We start from the raw sequence: 15,495 nt of genomic DNA on the forward strand, positions 1-15,495 counted from the left end.
GGAGTACCGCGGACGCGGTACACATGGAACACGATCGAGGGATGTGCGGACCCCGGCGCGAGAGGGACGCTGATATCCGTCGATCCGAACGGAGTTCTCCGATGCCCGCACCCCTTCTTCAGATCAGGGATGTCCACAAGTCCTACGGGCGTGGCCCGACCCGCTTCGATGCGCTCAAGGGGGTGAGCTTCGACGTCGGCGAAGGGGAATCGATCGCGATCGTCGGCAAGAGCGGATCGGGAAAGTCGACCCTCATGCACCTGCTCGCCCTGCTCGATGCCCCGGACACCGGAACGATCGCTCTGGAGGGTGTGCAGACGGCTCGCCTGCGGGGTGCACAGCTCAACCGCACGCGCAACAAGACGTTCGGTTTCGTCTTCCAGCAGTTCTTCCTCACCGGCGGCAACAGCGTGCTCGAGAACGTCGTGCTGCCGCTCAAGATCGCGGGCGTCCGGGCGGGCGAGCGTCGCCGACGCGGCATGGCCGCGCTCGAGCAGCTCGACCTCGCCGACAAGGCGCGCAACCGGGCGGTGGACCTCTCCGGAGGTCAGAAGCAGCGCGTCGTGATCGCGCGCGCACTGGTGAACAATCCGCGCATCATCTTCGCCGACGAGCCGACCGGCAACCTCGACAGTGCGACGGGCGCAGTGGTCGAGGACATCCTGTTCGGACTCAACCGCGAGCACGGCATCACGCTGATCGTCGTCACCCACGACGAGGATCTCGCGGCGCGCTGCGATCGCCGGATCGTCATCCGCGACGGGCGCATCGTCGACGAGAGCGAAGAGCAGGTCGCCGCATGAGGGCCGCGGACCTCGTCGGATCGGCGATCTCGAACACGTTCCGAGCGAAGACCCGCACGATCCTCACCATCCTGGCGATCTTCGTCGGAGCCTTCACGCTCGCTCTGACCGGCGGCCTCGGCACCGGGATCAATCGGTACATCGACGACACGGTCTCGGGGGTCGGCGCCGCCGACGCGATGAGCGTCACGCGGGCGGCGGACGATGCGACGACGGTGCCGGGCGCGACCGGCGGGGAACCGCGCGAGTACGACCCGGACGAGGTCTCGAGCGGCATCCCCGGGCAGACGGTGATCGCGCTCGATCCCGATGACGTCGCCGAGATCGAGGGGATCGATGGCGTCGTGCGCGTGGATCCCACGCGCACGATCACCCCCGATTTCATCCGGGCCGGCGACGGCACGCCGTTCGTCGCCTCGGTCGGGAGCCTCATCCCGGGGCAGACGACCGTGCTCGCCGCCGGAACGGATCCCGACGACGACGCGTCGGAGACGGAGGTCGCGCTGCCCGCCGCCTACGTCGAGGCCCTCGGGTTCGCGGACGACGACGATGCGCTCGGCTCCACGGTCACGCTGGGGATCACGGATTCGGCGCGCACCTCGCACACGATCGACGCGACCGTCGTCGGTATCACCGAGGAGGCGCTCGCGAGCCCGACCGGTTCGAGCATTCTCGTGAACCGGTCGATGAGCGACGCGCTCGTCGAGGCCCAGACGACCGGCCTGCCCGCGGATCAGGTCGACCGCTTCGCATCGGCGACGGTGTGGTTCGCACCCGACGCGACGGACGACGAGATCCAGGCGCTGAAGGACCGTCTGGCCGATGCCGGGTTCACCGGGACGACCGTGGCCGACCAGCTCGGCACCATCACCACCGTCATCGACGGAATCGTGCTCGTGCTCAACGCCTTCGCGATCATCGCCCTGCTGGCCGCGGCGTTCGGCATCGTGAACACGTTGTACATGTCGGTTCAGGAGCGCACGCGCGAGATCGGTCTGATGAAGGCGATGGGCATGGGCTCGGGACGCGTGTTCGGTCTGTTCAGCCTCGAAGCCGCCTTCCTCGGATTCCTCGGGAGCGCGATCGGCGTCGGGATCGCGATGCTCGCCGGCGCGGGGATCAGCGCGGTCCTGGCCGACGGCCTCCTCGCGGACCTGCCGGGGTTGACCCTCATCGCCTTCGATCCGGTCTCGGTCCTGTCGATCATCGCCCTCGTGATGGTGATCGCCTTCCTCGCCGGGACCCTGCCCGCCGCCCGGGCAGCGCGAGCCGACCCCGTCGAGTCCCTGCGCTACGAGTGAGGTGCGGTCGGTGGCTGCGGTCCGGAGTTCACGGCCGGGACCACAGCCGCTCGACCGCGACCTCGCGCCCGAGGACCCGGGCCGCCGCGCGGTGCCCCGACAGGAGCGCGGCGGGCACGGTCGCCGGGTCATCGGTCCAGGTCGCCTCTCCGGCGATGTGCAGCACGCCTCCGATCGGGGTCGCCAGGTCGTCGTGATCGGCGGTCGTCGAGCCGAGCGTCATGTACGCGTAGGCACCGTGGGCGAACGGATCGTCCTGCCAGTGCGTGCGATTCACCGCAACGGGGGCCGGCACGTCGGCGCCGAACAGCCGGCGCAGCTGCGCGAGCACCGATTCCACGACCTGATCGTCATCCCAGTCCCGCGTCTCCTGCGCCGCAGGCCCCGCGGCGAAGGTGAGCAGCGTCGGCTCGTCGTCGAGGGCGGTGAGGTCGTACCAGGAGTGCCACCATCGGCCCTCCGGCCCCTGTTGGCGGATCGCATAGACGCCGTCGTCCCAGAACCGCGCGGGGAAGCGGAGGAAGATCTTCTCGAACGCATTCATGCGCAGGCGCGACAGCGCGCCGGCGTTAAGCTCGGGCAGCGCAGGGTCGATCACCAATGCGGGGGACTGCAGCACCCCGACCGGCACCGTGAGTACCGCCGCCGTCGCGCGGAAGACCTCGTGCGGTGTGGTGGCGACGACGCCCTCCGCCGACCACTCGACACGGGAGACGGGGTGGTCGAGCCGTACGTCGAGCCCCTCCGCCAGGTGCGTGGCGAGGCTGTCGTACCCGTCGGGGAAGACGACCTCGTCGCCGTCGATCGTGTCGTCGTCGAGCCCGTGAGCGGCGAGGTCCTCGATCCACGCGCCGTACTGCTCCTCGGCGCGGTGCTCGAGGTACTCGCGCACCCGCTGCGTGCGGTCGGCGTTCCATCCCTGCATCGCGAGGGCGGCCTCCGTCACATCGCGATACGACGCATCGGCCGCCGACACGGCGATGGCGTCGCGGAGCGCCGCATCCACCGCACGGATGTCGGCGACGTAGGCACGGGCATCCGCGTCGGACAGACGGATGCCGTCGGGGCCGTAGTGAGCGATCGGACGACTGTCGGGCTGGTAGCCCCCGACCGTGAACTCCTGCGTGCGCATGCCGAAGGCCGTCGCCGCGGCCGCGACCGGGCTGCCGTCGATGCCGTGGATCCAGGAGGCGCCGAGATCCGTGACCCGGCCGGCGGAGCGATCGGTCGTCACACGGCCGCCGATGCGGTCCCGCGCCTCGAGGACGACGACGCTCAAGCCCTCCGCCCGAAGAAGTCGCGCGGCAGAGAGGCCGGCGATTCCCGCACCGATCACGATCGCGTCAGAGGTGTGCATGAGGGCTCCTTCGCCGGAGGGCATCGCAGGGGGTGATCCCGACGTTAGTCAGTCGGACCCCACCGATGGAAGAGCTCAGGGCGATGGCCGGGACCGATCGCGTCGGGTCCCGGCCATCGCCCTGAGGTGCGCGTCAGTTCGACTGGACGAGGATCTTCGCCCCGGCGCCGCCACGGAGAGCGTGGATCGCATCCACGACGCCATCCAGCGGCACGTCCTTCACCCATCCGGTCGTGTCGTACACGCCTGCGGCCATCGCGGCGATGACCGCGTCGAAGTCCTCGGGGAGATACGCCAGCGCGCCGGCGATCTCGGTCTCGGCCATCACCAGCTGGGTCGGCAGGAAGTCCATCGTGCGCTCGTGGATCGCGACGACGACGACACGGCCACCCGGCACGAGGCTCGCGAGCGAGGAGGTGATGGCGGGGCCGGCGCCGGCGGCATCGAACGCCACGTCCACGCCGTCGCCGTCGGTCAGAGCGGTGACGGCCGCGCCGAGGTCCTCCGTCACCGGGTCGACGACCGTGGCGCCGAGGGCCGCGATGATCGCGCGTCGATCGGCGCTGGGCTCGGACACGAGCACCTTCTCGATGCCACGTGCTTTGAGGGCGAACCACACGCCGATGCCGATGGGGCCGGCCCCGGCGATGAGGGCGGTTCCCCCCGACTCCACGCCGCTGCGCGAGACGGCGTGCCATGCGACCGCCATCGGCTCGACCAGGGCGCCGAGACGCAGGTCGACGTTCTCGGGAAGCACGTGCAGCTTCGACGCGTCGACGGTCGTGAACTCGGCCATGCCGCCGCCGTCCGAGCTCAGGCCGTGGAATCCGATCTTTTGGCAAGCGTTGTACATGCCGCGGCGGCATGCAGCGCAGTCACCGCAGTAGTAGATCGGCCAGACGGCCACTCGGTCTCCGACCGAGATTCCGTCGACGCCCTCGCCGAGCTCGACGACCGTGCCCGAGAATTCGTGTCCGAGGATCTGGGGGAGGGTCGACCCGGTCAGCGGATGCGGGTGTTCGAAGTCGAGGCCCGCTGCCTCCGGCGTGTAGTAGACGTGCAGGTCGGAGCCGCAGATGCCCGCGAAGGCGTTGCGTAGCTTGACCTGCCCGGGTCCGGGGGAGGGATCTGCGACCTCCTCGATGCGGAGGTCCTCCTGCGCGTGGAAAACTGCGGCCTTCATGTTTCTCTCCTTTTCCGGCGGCCGTCAGCGCAGCCACCACTCCGGGGACGCCGCGAGGATGAGCCTCACGGCGCGGTCGATGTCGTCGTCGCCGCTGCGCAGCCACTCCTCGATGGAACCCACGGTGCCGGCGGCGGCGTAGGCGAACGCGATCGCCATCGCCGCGGGATCGTCGCGGAAGTCCGGGGGAACGATGTCGGGGTGAAGGTGCACCCAGAGTTCGAGGCCCGACCGGATGGACCGCTCGAGGTTGCTGCGCACGGGAGCGGCGAGCAGGGGGTGCATCGCGCCGCGGTAGACGTCCGCGCGGTGGAGGACGTGCTCGAGCAGTGCCCGCTCGCCGTCACCGATCGCGTCGGTGCGCGGGAGAATCTCCATCGCTTCGGCGATCTCGGACGAGAGGGCATCGGCGAGAAGATCGACGGGGCTCTCGGCATGGCGATAGAAGGTGTCGCGGGTCACGCCCGCCGCGGTGCAGATCGCGGAGGCGGTCACGTCGGCGATCGGCATCCGTCCAGCCAGATCCAGGACGGCGTCGCGGAGGTGCTCCCGTGAACGTCGCGCCCGTGCATCCATGTCGCCCAGTTTATCCGACATGTGTCAGATAAGGCGTAACGTGGCGGGAAGGACGGCACCACGACGGTGCCGCAGAGAGGAAGTCATGTCAGGGTTCGAGAACAGCGTCGCGGTCGTCACCGGCGGAGTGTCGGGGATCGGAGCGGCGATCACGCGCCGCCTGGTCGATCGGGGTGCGAAGGTGTTCGTCGCCGACATCAACGCGGATGCCGTGGCCGCCGCCACCGAGACGTTCGGCGAGAACGTGGCGGGCCTGCGCACCGATGTCACCGACGAGCAGTCGATGGAGGCGCTCTTCGCCGCCGCCGTCGAACGATTCGGCCGGATCGATGCGGTGTACAACGTCGCCGGCGGCTCGAAGCCGGGCCGCGTCATCGACATGGATCTCGCGACCTGGGACTTCAACATCAAGCTGAACCTCTACGGCGCGTTCCTGGGCACGAAGCTCGGCGCGAAGCAGTTCCTCGCCCAGGGCGGCGCGGGTTCGATCGTGAACATCGCATCGTTGAACTCCCAGGTGCCGATGCATTCCGGTGCCGGGTACTCGACCGCGAAGGCCGGTGTCGTGATGCTCACGAAGAACGCCGCGCTCGAGCTCGCCGAGCAGGGCATCCGAGTGAACGCGATCTCGCCCGGCCTGGTCGCCACGCCGCTCACGGGCGGACTGCTGGCCGTCCCGGGAGTCATGGACACCTACCTGGATCGCATCCCCGCGAAGCGCGCCGCCGATCCCGACGAGATCGCGGGCGTCGCGCTGTTCCTCGCGTCGGCCGACGCGTCGTACGTCAACGGCGAGAACATCGTCGTCGACGGTGCATGGGCGACGACCGGCTACCCGGACCTGCGCGCCTTCATGGGCTGAGCCGACGGCTCACAGCGGCACGACCAGGGGCGTCCCGGCGTGCGGGTCGGGGATCACGGAGCAGGCGAGTCCGAAGACCTCCTCGACCCGCTCGGCCGTGACGATCGTCGACGGATCCCCGGAGGCCACGATCTCGCCATCGCGCATCATGATCATGTGATCGGCGAAGCGCGCGGCCTGGTTGAGATCGTGGAGCACGGCGACGACCGTGCGTCCCTCGGCGTGGAGGCCGTGGAACAGGCGCAACAGGTCGTACTGGTGCGCGATGTCGAGGAACGTCGTCGGCTCGTCCAACAGCATCGTCGGCGACTCCTGCGCGAGCAGCATCGCCACCCAGACGCGCTGGCGTTGTCCGCCGGAGAGCTCGTCGACCAGACGCCCCGCGAGCTCGGTCGTGCCCGTCGCCGCGAGGGCGGCGGCCACGGCGGCCTGGTCGGTGTGCGACCACTGGCGGAGGATCGTCTGGTGGGGGTGTCGACCGCGGGCGACGAGGTCGGAGACGCGGATGCCGTCCGGGGCGAGCGACGTCTGGGGGAGCAACCCGAGTCGCCGCGCGATCTCCTTCGTCGGCAGGTCCGAGATCGCTCGACCGTCGAGCAGCACCTGCCCGGTCGTGGGGCGCAGCAGACGCGCGAGCGCACGCAGCAGCGTCGACTTGCCGCAGGCGTTCGGGCCGACGATGACCGTGAACGAGCCCGCGGGGATCTCGACGTCGAGATGCGCAGACACCACGCGGCCGTCGTAGCCGATCGTGAGGTCGGCGCCCTGCAAGCGGGCTCGGGTGAGGGTCTCGGTCATCGTCTTCTCGGTCATCGTCTTCTCGGTCATCGTCTTCTCGGTCATCGGCTTCTCGCTCATCGGCTTCTCGCTTCCTGGATGAGCAGCCAGACCAGGTAGACGCCGCCGAGGCAGACGGTGACGAGGCCGACCGGGATCTGCGTCGGGGCGAACAGCCGCTGCGCGAGCACATCGCTCGCGACCAGCAGCAGTGCGCCGAGAGCGGCGGATGCCGTGAGCGTGACGCTCGCCGAACCGGTGAGGCGGCGGGCGATCTGGGGTGCCGCGAGCGAGATGAAGGCGATCGGTCCCGCCATCGCCGTGACGACCGCGGTGAGTCCCACGCCGAGGATCACGAGCGTCAGACGCACCCCTCCGGTGCGCACCCCGAGGGCGGTCGCCGCGTCGTCGCCGAGCTCGAGCATGTGGAGACGATCGGCGAGCATCGCGACCGCGATCGCGATCGGGATGATCACGCACGCGGCGATGCCGACCTGCTCTGCCGTGATGAGGTTGAGCGAGCCGGCGCCCCAGGCGCCGGCGAGCAGGGCGACGTTCAGGTTCGCGTTGAGGATGATCCAGGTGTTCACCGAGGCGAGCATCGACGCGATTCCGATGCCGACGATGATGAGCCGGAACCCGGTGAACCCGCGGCGGAACGCCAGCAGGTATACGACCAGTGCCGTCGCGGAGCCGCCGACGAGCGCGGCGGCGGCGGTCGATGCGACGCTGACGCCGAACGTCGTGATCACGATCAACGCGCCGGTGTAGGCCCCGGCGTCGAAGCCGATCACGTCGGGGCTGCCCAGAGGGTTGCGCGTGAGCGATTGGAAGATCGCGCCGCCGATGCCGAGGGCGGCGCCGAAGACGAGTGCGCCCAGCACTCGCGGGAGCCGCCACTCGATGATCACGAGCTCGGCCCGGGGTTCCCCGAAGCCGAGGAGCGTCGCGACGACCTCGCCCGGACTGAAGACCGCGTCGCCCAGGGTGAGCGCGAACACGCCCACCGCGATCGCGAGCGCCGTGGAGGCGAGGGCGACGATCGTCGCCCGCACACCGATGCGTCGGGAGAAGAAGGACATCTGCGGCGTGAAGACACGACGGCCGGCATCCACCGGCGTGGTCAGGAGGTCGGCGCTCACAGCCCCCTCACCTTCCGGCGACGCACGAGGGCGATGAGGACCGGGGCGCCGATGACGGCCGTCACGACCGAGACGGGCAGTTCGCCCGTGCGGAGCACGAGTCGACCCGCCACGTCTGCGGTGAGAAGCAGCAGCGGTGCGGCGAAGACGGTGCCGAGGAGGATCCAGCCCTGATGGGGCCCGACGAACCAGCGCACGGCGTGCGGCACCATCAGGCCGACGAAGGCGATCGGACCGGCCGCGGCGGTGGCCGCACCGCAGAGCAGGGTCACCGCCACGATCGAGAGCACACGCGTGAGGGCGACCCGGGATCCGAGGGCGGTCGCGAGATCGTCGCCCAGCGCGAGAGCGTTGAGTGACGGCGCGAGGCAGAAGGCGAGGACGAGGCCGATGAACACGAAGGGCAGCACGGCGTAGACGTCCGGGGTGAGCGAGGTGAGCGAGCCCGCGTTCCAGCTGCGCATCCGGTCGAAGACGCTCGGGTTGAGGAGACCGATCGCCGCCACGACGCCGCCCATCACGGCGCCGAGCGCGACACCGGACAAGGTCATCCGCAACGGATCCGGGGCGGTGCGGCCTGCCGAACCGATCAGGTACACGAGGACCGTCGCCGCGATCGCGCCGGCGAACGAGAACCAGATGTATCCACTCGCGGCGCTCACGCCGAAGAAGGCGACGCCGATCACGACGCCCAGGCTCGCTCCCGCATTCACCCCCAGGATGCCGGGATCGGCCAACGGGTTGCGGGTGAAGCCCTGGATCAGTGCTCCGGCGATGCCCAGCGCCGCGCCGACCGCGAGGCCCACGATCGTGCGCGGGACGCGCATGCCCTGCACGATGGCCCCGGCGTCACCCGTGCCGACCGTGAGGCCGTGCCAGACGTCGACCGGAGAGATCCGCTGCGAGCCGAACAGCACGCTCGCCACGCAGACGAGCGCGAGCGCGCCGGCGAGGAGGAGCACCACCAGGCCGCGGCGTGCCCCCGAAACCTGCGGTGCTCTCTCCTCGACGAGCGTCGAGGTCATACCGCGCACCTCACAGCCCGAGCTTCTCCAGCTCGGCGTCGTAGGCGTCCTCGATCTCCTCCTCGGAGCGGCCGTCGTCATTCCACATGGCCATGAGTCGCGCGTGGGTGCCCTCGTCGAGGGATTCGTAGCGCTCGCGCCAGGCTTCGGCGTTCTCGGTCCAGTAGCCGAGGACCTTGTAGTCGGTCGCCGGGAGCTTCAGGTCGTGACGGAGGTGCTTGCGCACGCCGCGCGTGGCCTTCGTCTCACCGGCGACCCAGACGTACCCGCGCCCCGTCGGAAGCTCGGATGCGCGCAGGATCTCCTCGATGCGCGTGGGACCGTGCCCGTTGCCACCGTGCACCCAGTGCAGCTCCACTCCGTCCGGGGTGGTCAGGGACAGCTCGTCCTCGGCCGTCGCGACCTCGACGACCACACGGGTGCGGACGCCGCTCGGCGCGTTCTCAGCGAGGCGAGCGGCTGCCGGCAGGCCGGTGGCGTCGGCGATCAGCAGCTGCCACTCGATGTCGGCGGGCGCCGCGTAGAGCGCCTTCGGCGTGTTGACCCCGAGCACGTCCCCCGGCTGGGCGCGCAGGGTCCACGCCGCCGCGATCCCCCCGTCGTGCACGACGAAGTCGATGGTGAGCTCGCGCGCCGCGGCATCCCAGTCCCGCACCGTGTACGTGCGCATCGGGGCCGGATCCACACCCTCCGGGAAGTCCCAGTAGCCGTCGTCGGTCGGGAACGGCAGGTTCGGCTCGATCTGCCCCTCGGTCGGGAAGAAGACGCGGAAGTACTCATCGCCCACCCCGGTGGTCACGAATCCATCGAGACCTTCGCCGCCGAAGACGACCCGCATCATGCCCGGGCTCAGCCGTTCGACGCGCTGCACCACGATGCGGTGCACGAGGTTGACGGTCATCCGAGGAGCGCCTTCTCGACGACGGTGAGGAACGCGTCCATGCCGCTGGGGGAGCCGTAGATCATCTCGTAGTTGTAGGGGTAGTACTCGCCGCTCTGGACGAACGAGAGGTTCTGCCAGATCGCGTTCTGCTGCAGGGCCTCGTCCTCCTCGACCCAGACGGTGCCATCCTCTTCGGCTCCGGTGAACACGACGTCGATGCCCTCGAGCTGTCCGAGCTGCTCGGGGCTCAGTTCCGCGTACTCGTCGCTCGCGGGCAGGCCGTCCTCCGTCGCGTTCATCAGGGGCGCCATCTCCAGACCGAGGTCGGCGAAGACGAGGCAGGGCACGCCGTAGCAGGACGTCGTGACCTGACCGTCCCAGTAGCCGACGTCTGCGACGACGGGGTGGATGTCGGCGGCGTCGAGGCGGGAGCGGATGTCGGCGATGCGGGCCTCGTACTGGTCGACCCACTCCTGCCACTGCTCCTCGCGTCCGAGATCGGTCGCGGCCTTCGCGACGACGTCTCGCCAGTCGCCGCCGTCGAATGCGTTGTACGTGTAGGTCGGTGCGATCTTCTGGAGCTGCCCGTCGAGGTCCTCCTCGTAGCCGAGGCCGCTGAGGATGAAGTCCGGTTCGGCCTCGAGCACGGCCTCCAGGTTGAATTCCGGGAAGTTCCCGAAGGTCTCCAGCCCCTCCAATTCCTCCTGAGGGAAGAAGTCGGGGAAGGCCGTGAAGTCGTCGCGGATCGGCTGTGTGCCGGCGAGGTCGAAACCGAGCGTGATGAGGATGTCGAGGTCGGTCGTGTAGAAGCCGAGCGCCGCCGTCGGCTCGGCCGGGATCGTGATGTCGACGCCGGTCGGAGTCGTGAGCTCCACCGTGTCGTCCGCGGTGGAGGAGCCGCCGGCGGAGGAGGCGGCGCACGAAGTCAGGAGGAGGCAGGTCGCTGCGAGCGCGACGAGGGACACGGGCGTAGAGCGCATGGGAGGGTCTTCCGGAAGAGGATCGGGGAGCCGGGGCTTAGGTAAGGCTCGGCTTACCCAGTATGGATCCGTCCGATGTCGCGGAGATGCCACACCGTGTCGAGGTCACGCCGACTTCGCGGAATCCTCGTCGCGTCGCGCGGCGTACTCGCCGGGCGTGCGCCCGACTTCCCGGCGGAAGGCTTGCACGAACGCACTCGGCGTCGCGTAGCCGGAGCGCCGGCTCACGTGCGCGACCGTGTAGTCGGCGGAGAGCCATTCGATGGCGCGGCGCATGCGTGCTCGGGTGCGCCAGGTGGAGAAGCTCAGGCCGGTCTCGGCGACGAACAGGCGTGAGAGGTTCCGCGCGCTGGCGCCCACGTGATGTCCCCACTCCTCGATCGAGCGATCGTCGGCGGGGTCGGAGAGCAGCGCCTCGGCGATCGCTCGGGTACGCAGGTCGAGGGGGAGGGGAAGGTCGACGACGGATGCTTCGACGGGTTCGAGCAGGCTGACCACGAGTTCCTCCGCATGCAGGCGCGGTGCCGCAGCGAGGTACGGCGGAGCCTCGAGTCGGTCGAGCACGGCGCGCATCACGTCGGGCAGGGCGACCGCGGTCGTGCGCGGCGAGGGGGAGGCGATGTCGCCGTCGATGAAGGTGCAGCGGAACGAGGTGCCGGCCGCGGCGATCACGCGATGGGACGTCTCGGCGGGAATCCAGAGACCCTGCGTGGCGGGGATGGCGAAGTGTCCGTGCTCGGTCTCGGCGGTGAGAACGCCCCGCGCCCCCCAGAGCAGTTCGTGACGGTCGGGGTGGGTGTGGGTGTCCCAAGCGGCCCCGTCGACCACGTCGAACTCGTTCGTTCCGATGCGCCAGGCGACGCTCTCCTCGGAGTCGGTGTCGGTGAGCGACATGGAGCCTCCGCTTGCCTTCCCGTGGGTAGATTAGGACACCCTAAGTTAGCACGCGCGCTCGTCTCGCCGAGGGATGGGGCGGAACGAAGAAGCCCCGCTCCGTCGAGGCGACGTGCGGGGCTCTGATGTGTGGGCGATACCGGACTCGAACCGATGACCTCTTCCGTGTGAAGGAAGCGCGCTACCAACTGCGCCAATCGCCCATGACCCAGGGGGTCGAGAAACGATACTACCGGACGCGCGCGGGCCGTGATGACCATCCGGCGAGACACGCGCGAGATTCGCTTCCGGTTTGGACAGTCGCGAATCATCGGCTAATGTTTCATAAGTGCCCGGGACAACCGGGAACGAAATGCGGATGTAGCGCAGTTGGTAGCGCACAACCTTGCCAAGGTTGGGGTCGCGAGTTCGAGTCTCGTCATCCGCTCGAGTGCAGAGGGTCTTCTTCGGAAGGCCTTCCGCACGTGGGGTCAATCCACACGGTGGCGTGGCCGAGCGGCTAGGCACCGGCCTGCAAAGCCGTTTACACGGGTTCGAATCCCGTCGCCACCTCACTGAGAACTGAATAGCCTTCATAGGCGCGATTGGCGCAGCGGTAGCGCGCTTCCCTGACACGGAAGAGGTCACTGGTTCGATCCCAGTATCGCGCACAGACGAAACCCCCGGTCCAGCCGGGGGTTTTTGCGTTTCCGGCCGTCGAAGTGCTCGCCCGAGAGACTACTGGACTTCAGTGACTCTCGTGGCCGAAGTACGCGAAGAGCCAGACGACCACCCCGACCACCGCCGCTGCGACGAATCCGAGTGCCGTCGGGAAGGCGCTGCTTCCGTACATCCACGTGGGGAAGAGCGCGCATCCCGCGGGAGAATCGCTCTCCCACGCACCCGCGAGCCAGCCCGTCCGGCAGTAGTCCTGAATGGCGGGCGCGACGATGATCCCGGCGGCGAGACCCCCGACCGGGCTCGTGATGGCGGTCCAGACCGCTGCGAACTGCGCGTCGGCGTGCGAATCGGCTTCGCCCATTTCGGTACCCTTTCCCCAGTGGTACCCCTCCGCCCACAGCAAACCACGCCGAGCCGCCCAGCGGAAGAGCTCGGGAGCATTCCACAGGTCAGCGGGCGCTGAGCGCGGCTGCGATCCGGCGCACCGCCTCCTCGAGGAGCGGCCGAGGCAGGGCGAAGACGAACCGGGTGAAACCGATCGCGGCGACCCCGCAGGCGGCGCCGTCCGTCATCGCGACGCCAGCGTTCTCGCGGAACCACTCGCCCAGATCGCCCGTCAGCCCGGTCTCCCGGAAGTCGAGGAGCGCGATGTAGGTTCCCTCCGGAACGGTCATCCGCACCTGGGGAAGGTGCTCGGCGACCAGGGCGGCCAGTGCTCGGCGATTACCGTCGAGATAGGCGACCGTCTCGTGCAGCCACTCGCCCCCATCGGCGTACGCGGCGACGTTGGCGACCGCTCCGATCGTCGAGGTGCCGTGCCCCGACCACGCTCCTTCGCGTTCCCAGAGCTCCGCATCCCGCTCGTTCGAGACGATGATCTGCGCGCACTTGAGCCCGGCGAGGTTCCACGCCTTGGACGCGGAGGTGGCGGTGAGGGTGTGACCTGCGGCGACATCGGAGATCGAGGCGTAGGGGATGTGCTGGGCGGGGGCGTAGACGATCGGCGCGTGGATCTCGTCCGAGAACACGCGTCCGCCGGCGTCGTGCACGGTCTCCGCCACCCGTTCGAGTTCTTCGCGCGTCGCGACCGTTCCGAGCGGGTTGTGCGGATTGCACAGCACGAGCAGCTCGCCGCCCTCGGCGAAGGCCGCGGCCACCGCGTCGTGGTCGAGCACCCAGCGCCCGTTCTCGACGATGCTCGGCACCTCGATGACCCGTCGCCCGTGCATCGGGGGAACCATGAGGAACGGCATGTACGCCGGCGTCGGGACGATCACGGCGGCCCCCGGAGCCGTGTATTGCTCGATCGCGTACTCGTAAGCGGTGATCACGTCGGGGACCTGCTTCACCTGCGCTGACGAGATCTCCCAGCCGTAGCGAGCGGCGTACCAGGTGGCCGTCGCGGCGGCGAGCTCGTCGGCGAGATGCTGTGGAAGGTAGCCCGTGAGGCCCTGCTCGAGGGCATCGCCCACCGCGTCCTTCACCGCGGGCGCGACCCCGAAATCCATCTCGGCGACGAAGGCGCCGATCGTGTCGGGGAAGGTCGTCCACTTGACGCTCCCCGCCTCTCGCAGATCGTTCTCGGTGAGGGTGTCGATGCGGTCGACGGACATACGGGGATCCTTCACGGCAGGGGAGAGGGGGCTCCCTCGATCGTACGGGGAGCGCGCCCTGCCGGGGCCGGAGGGTCGACCCCGCGGCGGGTCACCGATCGCGGGGTGCGCGTTTGACGATGTCGTACGCGGCGAGCGCCGCCTTCCGCGTCTCCCCGAGGTCGACGATCGGCTCGGCGGGGGCATCCGATGCCCATTGCGAGATGTACAGGTGGTTCGGATCGAATTTCTTGGCCTGGAGCTCGGGGTTGAAGATGCGGAAGTAGGGCGCGGCATCCGCACCGGAGCCCGCGACCCACTGCCAGTTGAACGGGTTGTTCGCCCCATCGGCATCGACGAGGGTGTCCCAGAACCACTCCTCGCCGCGGTGCCAGTCGATGAGGAGGTTCTTCACGAGGAACGACGCAGTGACCATCCGCACCCGGTTGTGCATGTACCCGGTGCGCCAGAGTTCGCGCATTCCGGCGTCGACCAGGGGCACGCCGGTCTCGCCGCGCTGCCACGCGTCGAGGTGCGACGGCTTCAGCCGCGGCCACGGGAAGGCGTCGAACTCGGGGCGCAGGTTCTTCGTCGCGAGGTCGGGGAAGTGGAAGAGCGTGTGCCACGCGAACTCGCGCCACCCGAGCTCCGAGAGGAACCCGCCCGCGTCGTCCGCGGAGACCGCCTCGTGCCAGACCGTGAACGGGCTGATCTCTCCCCAGCGCAGGCGGGGGGACAGGAGCGAGGTGGCTCCGGCCGAAGGCTCGTCGCGTGCGCGGTCGTACGATCCGAGGTCCTCGTCGAGGAAGGAGCGCAGTCGACGTCGAGCGGCGGGTTCCCCGGGTTCCCAGGTCTCGCGCAGTCCCTCCGCCCAGTCCGGACGGGTGGGCAGCAGAGCCCAGTCGTCGAGGTCGTCCGATGCCGGAGCCGAGCGGATGCCGTCGATCTCGCGTGGCTCGGGGAGGGGGAGTCGCGGTGCGGGCAGCGAGAGGCATGCCCGCCAGAAGGGGGTGAACACGGAGAAGTGCGTGCCGGCCCCCGTCGTCACCGTCCAGGGCTCGTGGAGAAGGGATCCCGCGAAGGAGGCGACCTCGACGCCGTCGTTCCGCAGAGCGGTCTTCAGCTCGGCGTCGATGTCGCGCTCGGGTCGGCCGTACCGGCGATTCCAGAAGACGGCGCCGGCGTCGGTATCCGCCACGACCTGGGGGATCACGCGGGCGGCGGGACCGCGGCGCAGCACCAGTGCGCCCCCACGCTCCCGCAGCCGTTCGCTCAGCGAGGCGAGTGAGTGATGCAACCACCAGCGGGCCGCTCCGCCGAGCGGTCGGATGCCGGGGGATTCCTCGTCGAGCACGTAGACGGCGAGGATCGGCTCCCCGCGATCGATCGCGGCGCGCAACGCGGGGTTGTCGGCGAGACGCAGATCATCACGGAACCACACGATCGAGGGGGAGGACATC

The 15,495-nt window shown here is 69.4% G+C and carries 15 protein-coding genes and 4 tRNA genes; 6 read left to right on the forward strand and 13 right to left on the reverse strand.

Going from position 1 to position 15,495, the window contains the following annotated elements:
• Window positions 1-101: 101 nt before the first annotated feature.
• Window positions 102-803: an ABC transporter ATP-binding protein gene (locus ACI2JZ_RS01940; protein ID WP_247622391.1), complete on the forward strand. Its 702-nt coding sequence runs from the start codon at window positions 102-104 to the stop codon at window positions 801-803.
• Window positions 800-2,104: an ABC transporter permease gene (locus ACI2JZ_RS01945; protein WP_404596346.1), complete on the forward strand. Its 1,305-nt coding sequence runs from the start codon at window positions 800-802 to the stop codon at window positions 2,102-2,104. Before ACI2JZ_RS01940 ends, ACI2JZ_RS01945 begins: the two co-directional genes overlap by 4 nt.
• 28 nt (window positions 2,105-2,132) lie before the next feature.
• On the opposite strand, the gene ACI2JZ_RS01950 is transcribed toward ACI2JZ_RS01945, so the two are convergent.
• The 3 genes from ACI2JZ_RS01950 to ACI2JZ_RS01960 form a co-directional block, all read right to left on the reverse strand.
• Window positions 2,133-3,461, reverse strand: a complete 1,329-nt coding sequence (locus ACI2JZ_RS01950; RefSeq protein WP_404596347.1) for a flavin monoamine oxidase family protein — start codon at window positions 3,459-3,461, stop codon at window positions 2,133-2,135.
• Between the two features lie 133 nt (window positions 3,462-3,594).
• Window positions 3,595-4,644 carry a 2,3-butanediol dehydrogenase gene (locus ACI2JZ_RS01955; RefSeq protein WP_247632153.1) on the reverse strand — a complete coding sequence of 350 codons (1,050 nt, stop codon included), beginning with the start codon at window positions 4,642-4,644 and terminating at the stop codon, window positions 3,595-3,597.
• Between the two features lie 24 nt (window positions 4,645-4,668).
• Entirely contained in the window at window positions 4,669-5,220 is a 552-nt protein-coding gene (locus ACI2JZ_RS01960; RefSeq protein ID WP_404596348.1) for a TetR/AcrR family transcriptional regulator, read from the reverse strand.
• Between the two features lie 85 nt (window positions 5,221-5,305).
• Between ACI2JZ_RS01960 and ACI2JZ_RS01965 the strand changes: the two genes are divergently transcribed.
• Window positions 5,306-6,082, forward strand: a complete 777-nt coding sequence (locus ACI2JZ_RS01965) for an SDR family NAD(P)-dependent oxidoreductase (protein ID WP_404596349.1) — start codon at window positions 5,306-5,308, stop codon at window positions 6,080-6,082.
• A 9-nt stretch (window positions 6,083-6,091) separates the two neighbouring features.
• On the opposite strand, the gene ACI2JZ_RS01970 is transcribed toward ACI2JZ_RS01965, so the two are convergent.
• The 7 genes from ACI2JZ_RS01970 to ACI2JZ_RS02000 form a co-directional block, all read right to left on the reverse strand.
• Window positions 6,092-6,880 carry an ABC transporter ATP-binding protein gene (locus ACI2JZ_RS01970; RefSeq protein ID WP_404596769.1) on the reverse strand — a complete coding sequence of 263 codons (789 nt, stop codon included), beginning with the start codon at window positions 6,878-6,880 and terminating at the stop codon, window positions 6,092-6,094.
• A 56-nt stretch (window positions 6,881-6,936) separates the two neighbouring features.
• Window positions 6,937-7,941 (reverse strand): FecCD family ABC transporter permease, encoded by a 1,005-nt coding sequence (locus tag ACI2JZ_RS01975; RefSeq protein ID WP_404596770.1) that lies wholly within the window; start codon window positions 7,939-7,941, stop codon window positions 6,937-6,939.
• A 56-nt stretch (window positions 7,942-7,997) separates the two neighbouring features.
• Window positions 7,998-9,026 (reverse strand): iron chelate uptake ABC transporter family permease subunit, encoded by a 1,029-nt coding sequence (locus tag ACI2JZ_RS01980; protein ID WP_404596350.1) that lies wholly within the window; start codon window positions 9,024-9,026, stop codon window positions 7,998-8,000.
• A 10-nt stretch (window positions 9,027-9,036) separates the two neighbouring features.
• Entirely contained in the window at window positions 9,037-9,927 is an 891-nt protein-coding gene (locus ACI2JZ_RS01985) for a siderophore-interacting protein (protein ID WP_404596351.1), read from the reverse strand.
• A complete protein-coding gene (locus tag ACI2JZ_RS01990) occupies window positions 9,924-10,889 on the reverse strand; it encodes an ABC transporter substrate-binding protein (protein WP_247622400.1) in 966 nt (321 codons plus the stop codon). Before ACI2JZ_RS01990 ends, ACI2JZ_RS01985 begins: the two co-directional genes overlap by 4 nt.
• Window positions 10,890-10,994: 105 nt before the next feature.
• Window positions 10,995-11,783, reverse strand: coding sequence for a helix-turn-helix domain-containing protein (locus ACI2JZ_RS01995; RefSeq protein WP_404596352.1), 789 nt, complete (start codon window positions 11,781-11,783; stop codon window positions 10,995-10,997).
• 130 nt (window positions 11,784-11,913) lie between these two features.
• Window positions 11,914-11,986, reverse strand: a tRNA-Val gene (locus tag ACI2JZ_RS02000).
• A 151-nt stretch (window positions 11,987-12,137) separates the two neighbouring features.
• On the opposite strand from ACI2JZ_RS02000, the gene ACI2JZ_RS02005 reads away from it, so the two are divergent.
• The 3 genes from ACI2JZ_RS02005 to ACI2JZ_RS02015 all read left to right on the forward strand — a co-directional run bounded on the left by ACI2JZ_RS02005 (window position 12,138) and on the right by ACI2JZ_RS02015 (window position 12,433).
• Window positions 12,138-12,210: transfer RNA gene (locus ACI2JZ_RS02005), tRNA-Gly, on the forward strand.
• Window positions 12,211-12,264: 54 nt separating this feature from the next.
• Window positions 12,265-12,335 (forward strand) — tRNA-Cys (locus ACI2JZ_RS02010).
• Between the two features lie 26 nt (window positions 12,336-12,361).
• A tRNA-Val gene (locus tag ACI2JZ_RS02015) sits at window positions 12,362-12,433 on the forward strand.
• 77 nt (window positions 12,434-12,510) lie between these two features.
• On the opposite strand, the gene ACI2JZ_RS02020 is transcribed toward ACI2JZ_RS02015, so the two are convergent.
• The 3 genes from ACI2JZ_RS02020 to ACI2JZ_RS02030 all read right to left on the reverse strand — a co-directional run bounded on the left by ACI2JZ_RS02020 (window position 12,511) and on the right by ACI2JZ_RS02030 (window position 15,494).
• Entirely contained in the window at window positions 12,511-12,804 is a 294-nt protein-coding gene (locus ACI2JZ_RS02020) for a hypothetical protein (RefSeq protein WP_247632161.1), read from the reverse strand.
• Between the two features lie 88 nt (window positions 12,805-12,892).
• Entirely contained in the window at window positions 12,893-14,056 is a 1,164-nt protein-coding gene (locus tag ACI2JZ_RS02025; protein ID WP_404596353.1) for a MalY/PatB family protein, read from the reverse strand.
• 91 nt (window positions 14,057-14,147) lie between these two features.
• Window positions 14,148-15,494, reverse strand: a complete 1,347-nt coding sequence (locus ACI2JZ_RS02030) for a cryptochrome/photolyase family protein (RefSeq protein WP_404596354.1) — start codon at window positions 15,492-15,494, stop codon at window positions 14,148-14,150.
• Between the last annotated feature and the right edge of the window lies 1 nt (window position 15,495).

The organism is Microbacterium sp. NPDC087868, from assembly GCF_044900755.1.
Lineage (GTDB): Bacteria > Actinomycetota > Actinomycetes > Actinomycetales > Microbacteriaceae > Microbacterium > Microbacterium galbinum.

Coding starts and splice junctions, on each gene's coding strand:
- ACI2JZ_RS01940 (WP_247622391.1), top strand. CDS start 102: ATGCCCGCACCCCTTCTTCAGATCAGGGATGTCCACAAGTCCTACGGG.
- ACI2JZ_RS01945 (WP_404596346.1), top strand. CDS start 800: ATGAGGGCCGCGGACCTCGTCGGATCGGCGATCTCGAACACGTTCCGA.
- ACI2JZ_RS01950 (WP_404596347.1), bottom strand. CDS start 3,461: ATGCACACCTCTGACGCGATCGTGATCGGTGCGGGAATCGCCGGCCTC.
- ACI2JZ_RS01955 (WP_247632153.1), bottom strand. CDS start 4,644: ATGAAGGCCGCAGTTTTCCACGCGCAGGAGGACCTCCGCATCGAGGAG.
- ACI2JZ_RS01960 (WP_404596348.1), bottom strand. CDS start 5,220: ATGGATGCACGGGCGCGACGTTCACGGGAGCACCTCCGCGACGCCGTC.
- ACI2JZ_RS01965 (WP_404596349.1), top strand. CDS start 5,306: ATGTCAGGGTTCGAGAACAGCGTCGCGGTCGTCACCGGCGGAGTGTCG.
- ACI2JZ_RS01970 (WP_404596769.1), bottom strand. CDS start 6,880: ATGACCGAGACCCTCACCCGAGCCCGCTTGCAGGGCGCCGACCTCACG.
- ACI2JZ_RS01975 (WP_404596770.1), bottom strand. CDS start 7,941: ATGTCCTTCTTCTCCCGACGCATCGGTGTGCGGGCGACGATCGTCGCC.
- ACI2JZ_RS01980 (WP_404596350.1), bottom strand. CDS start 9,026: ATGACCTCGACGCTCGTCGAGGAGAGAGCACCGCAGGTTTCGGGGGCA.
- ACI2JZ_RS01985 (WP_404596351.1), bottom strand. CDS start 9,927: ATGACCGTCAACCTCGTGCACCGCATCGTGGTGCAGCGCGTCGAACGG.
- ACI2JZ_RS01990 (WP_247622400.1), bottom strand. CDS start 10,889: ATGCGCTCTACGCCCGTGTCCCTCGTCGCGCTCGCAGCGACCTGCCTC.
- ACI2JZ_RS01995 (WP_404596352.1), bottom strand. CDS start 11,783: ATGTCGCTCACCGACACCGACTCCGAGGAGAGCGTCGCCTGGCGCATC.
- ACI2JZ_RS02020 (WP_247632161.1), bottom strand. CDS start 12,804: ATGGGCGAAGCCGATTCGCACGCCGACGCGCAGTTCGCAGCGGTCTGG.
- ACI2JZ_RS02025 (WP_404596353.1), bottom strand. CDS start 14,056: ATGTCCGTCGACCGCATCGACACCCTCACCGAGAACGATCTGCGAGAG.
- ACI2JZ_RS02030 (WP_404596354.1), bottom strand. CDS start 15,494: ATGTCCTCCCCCTCGATCGTGTGGTTCCGTGATGATCTGCGTCTCGCC.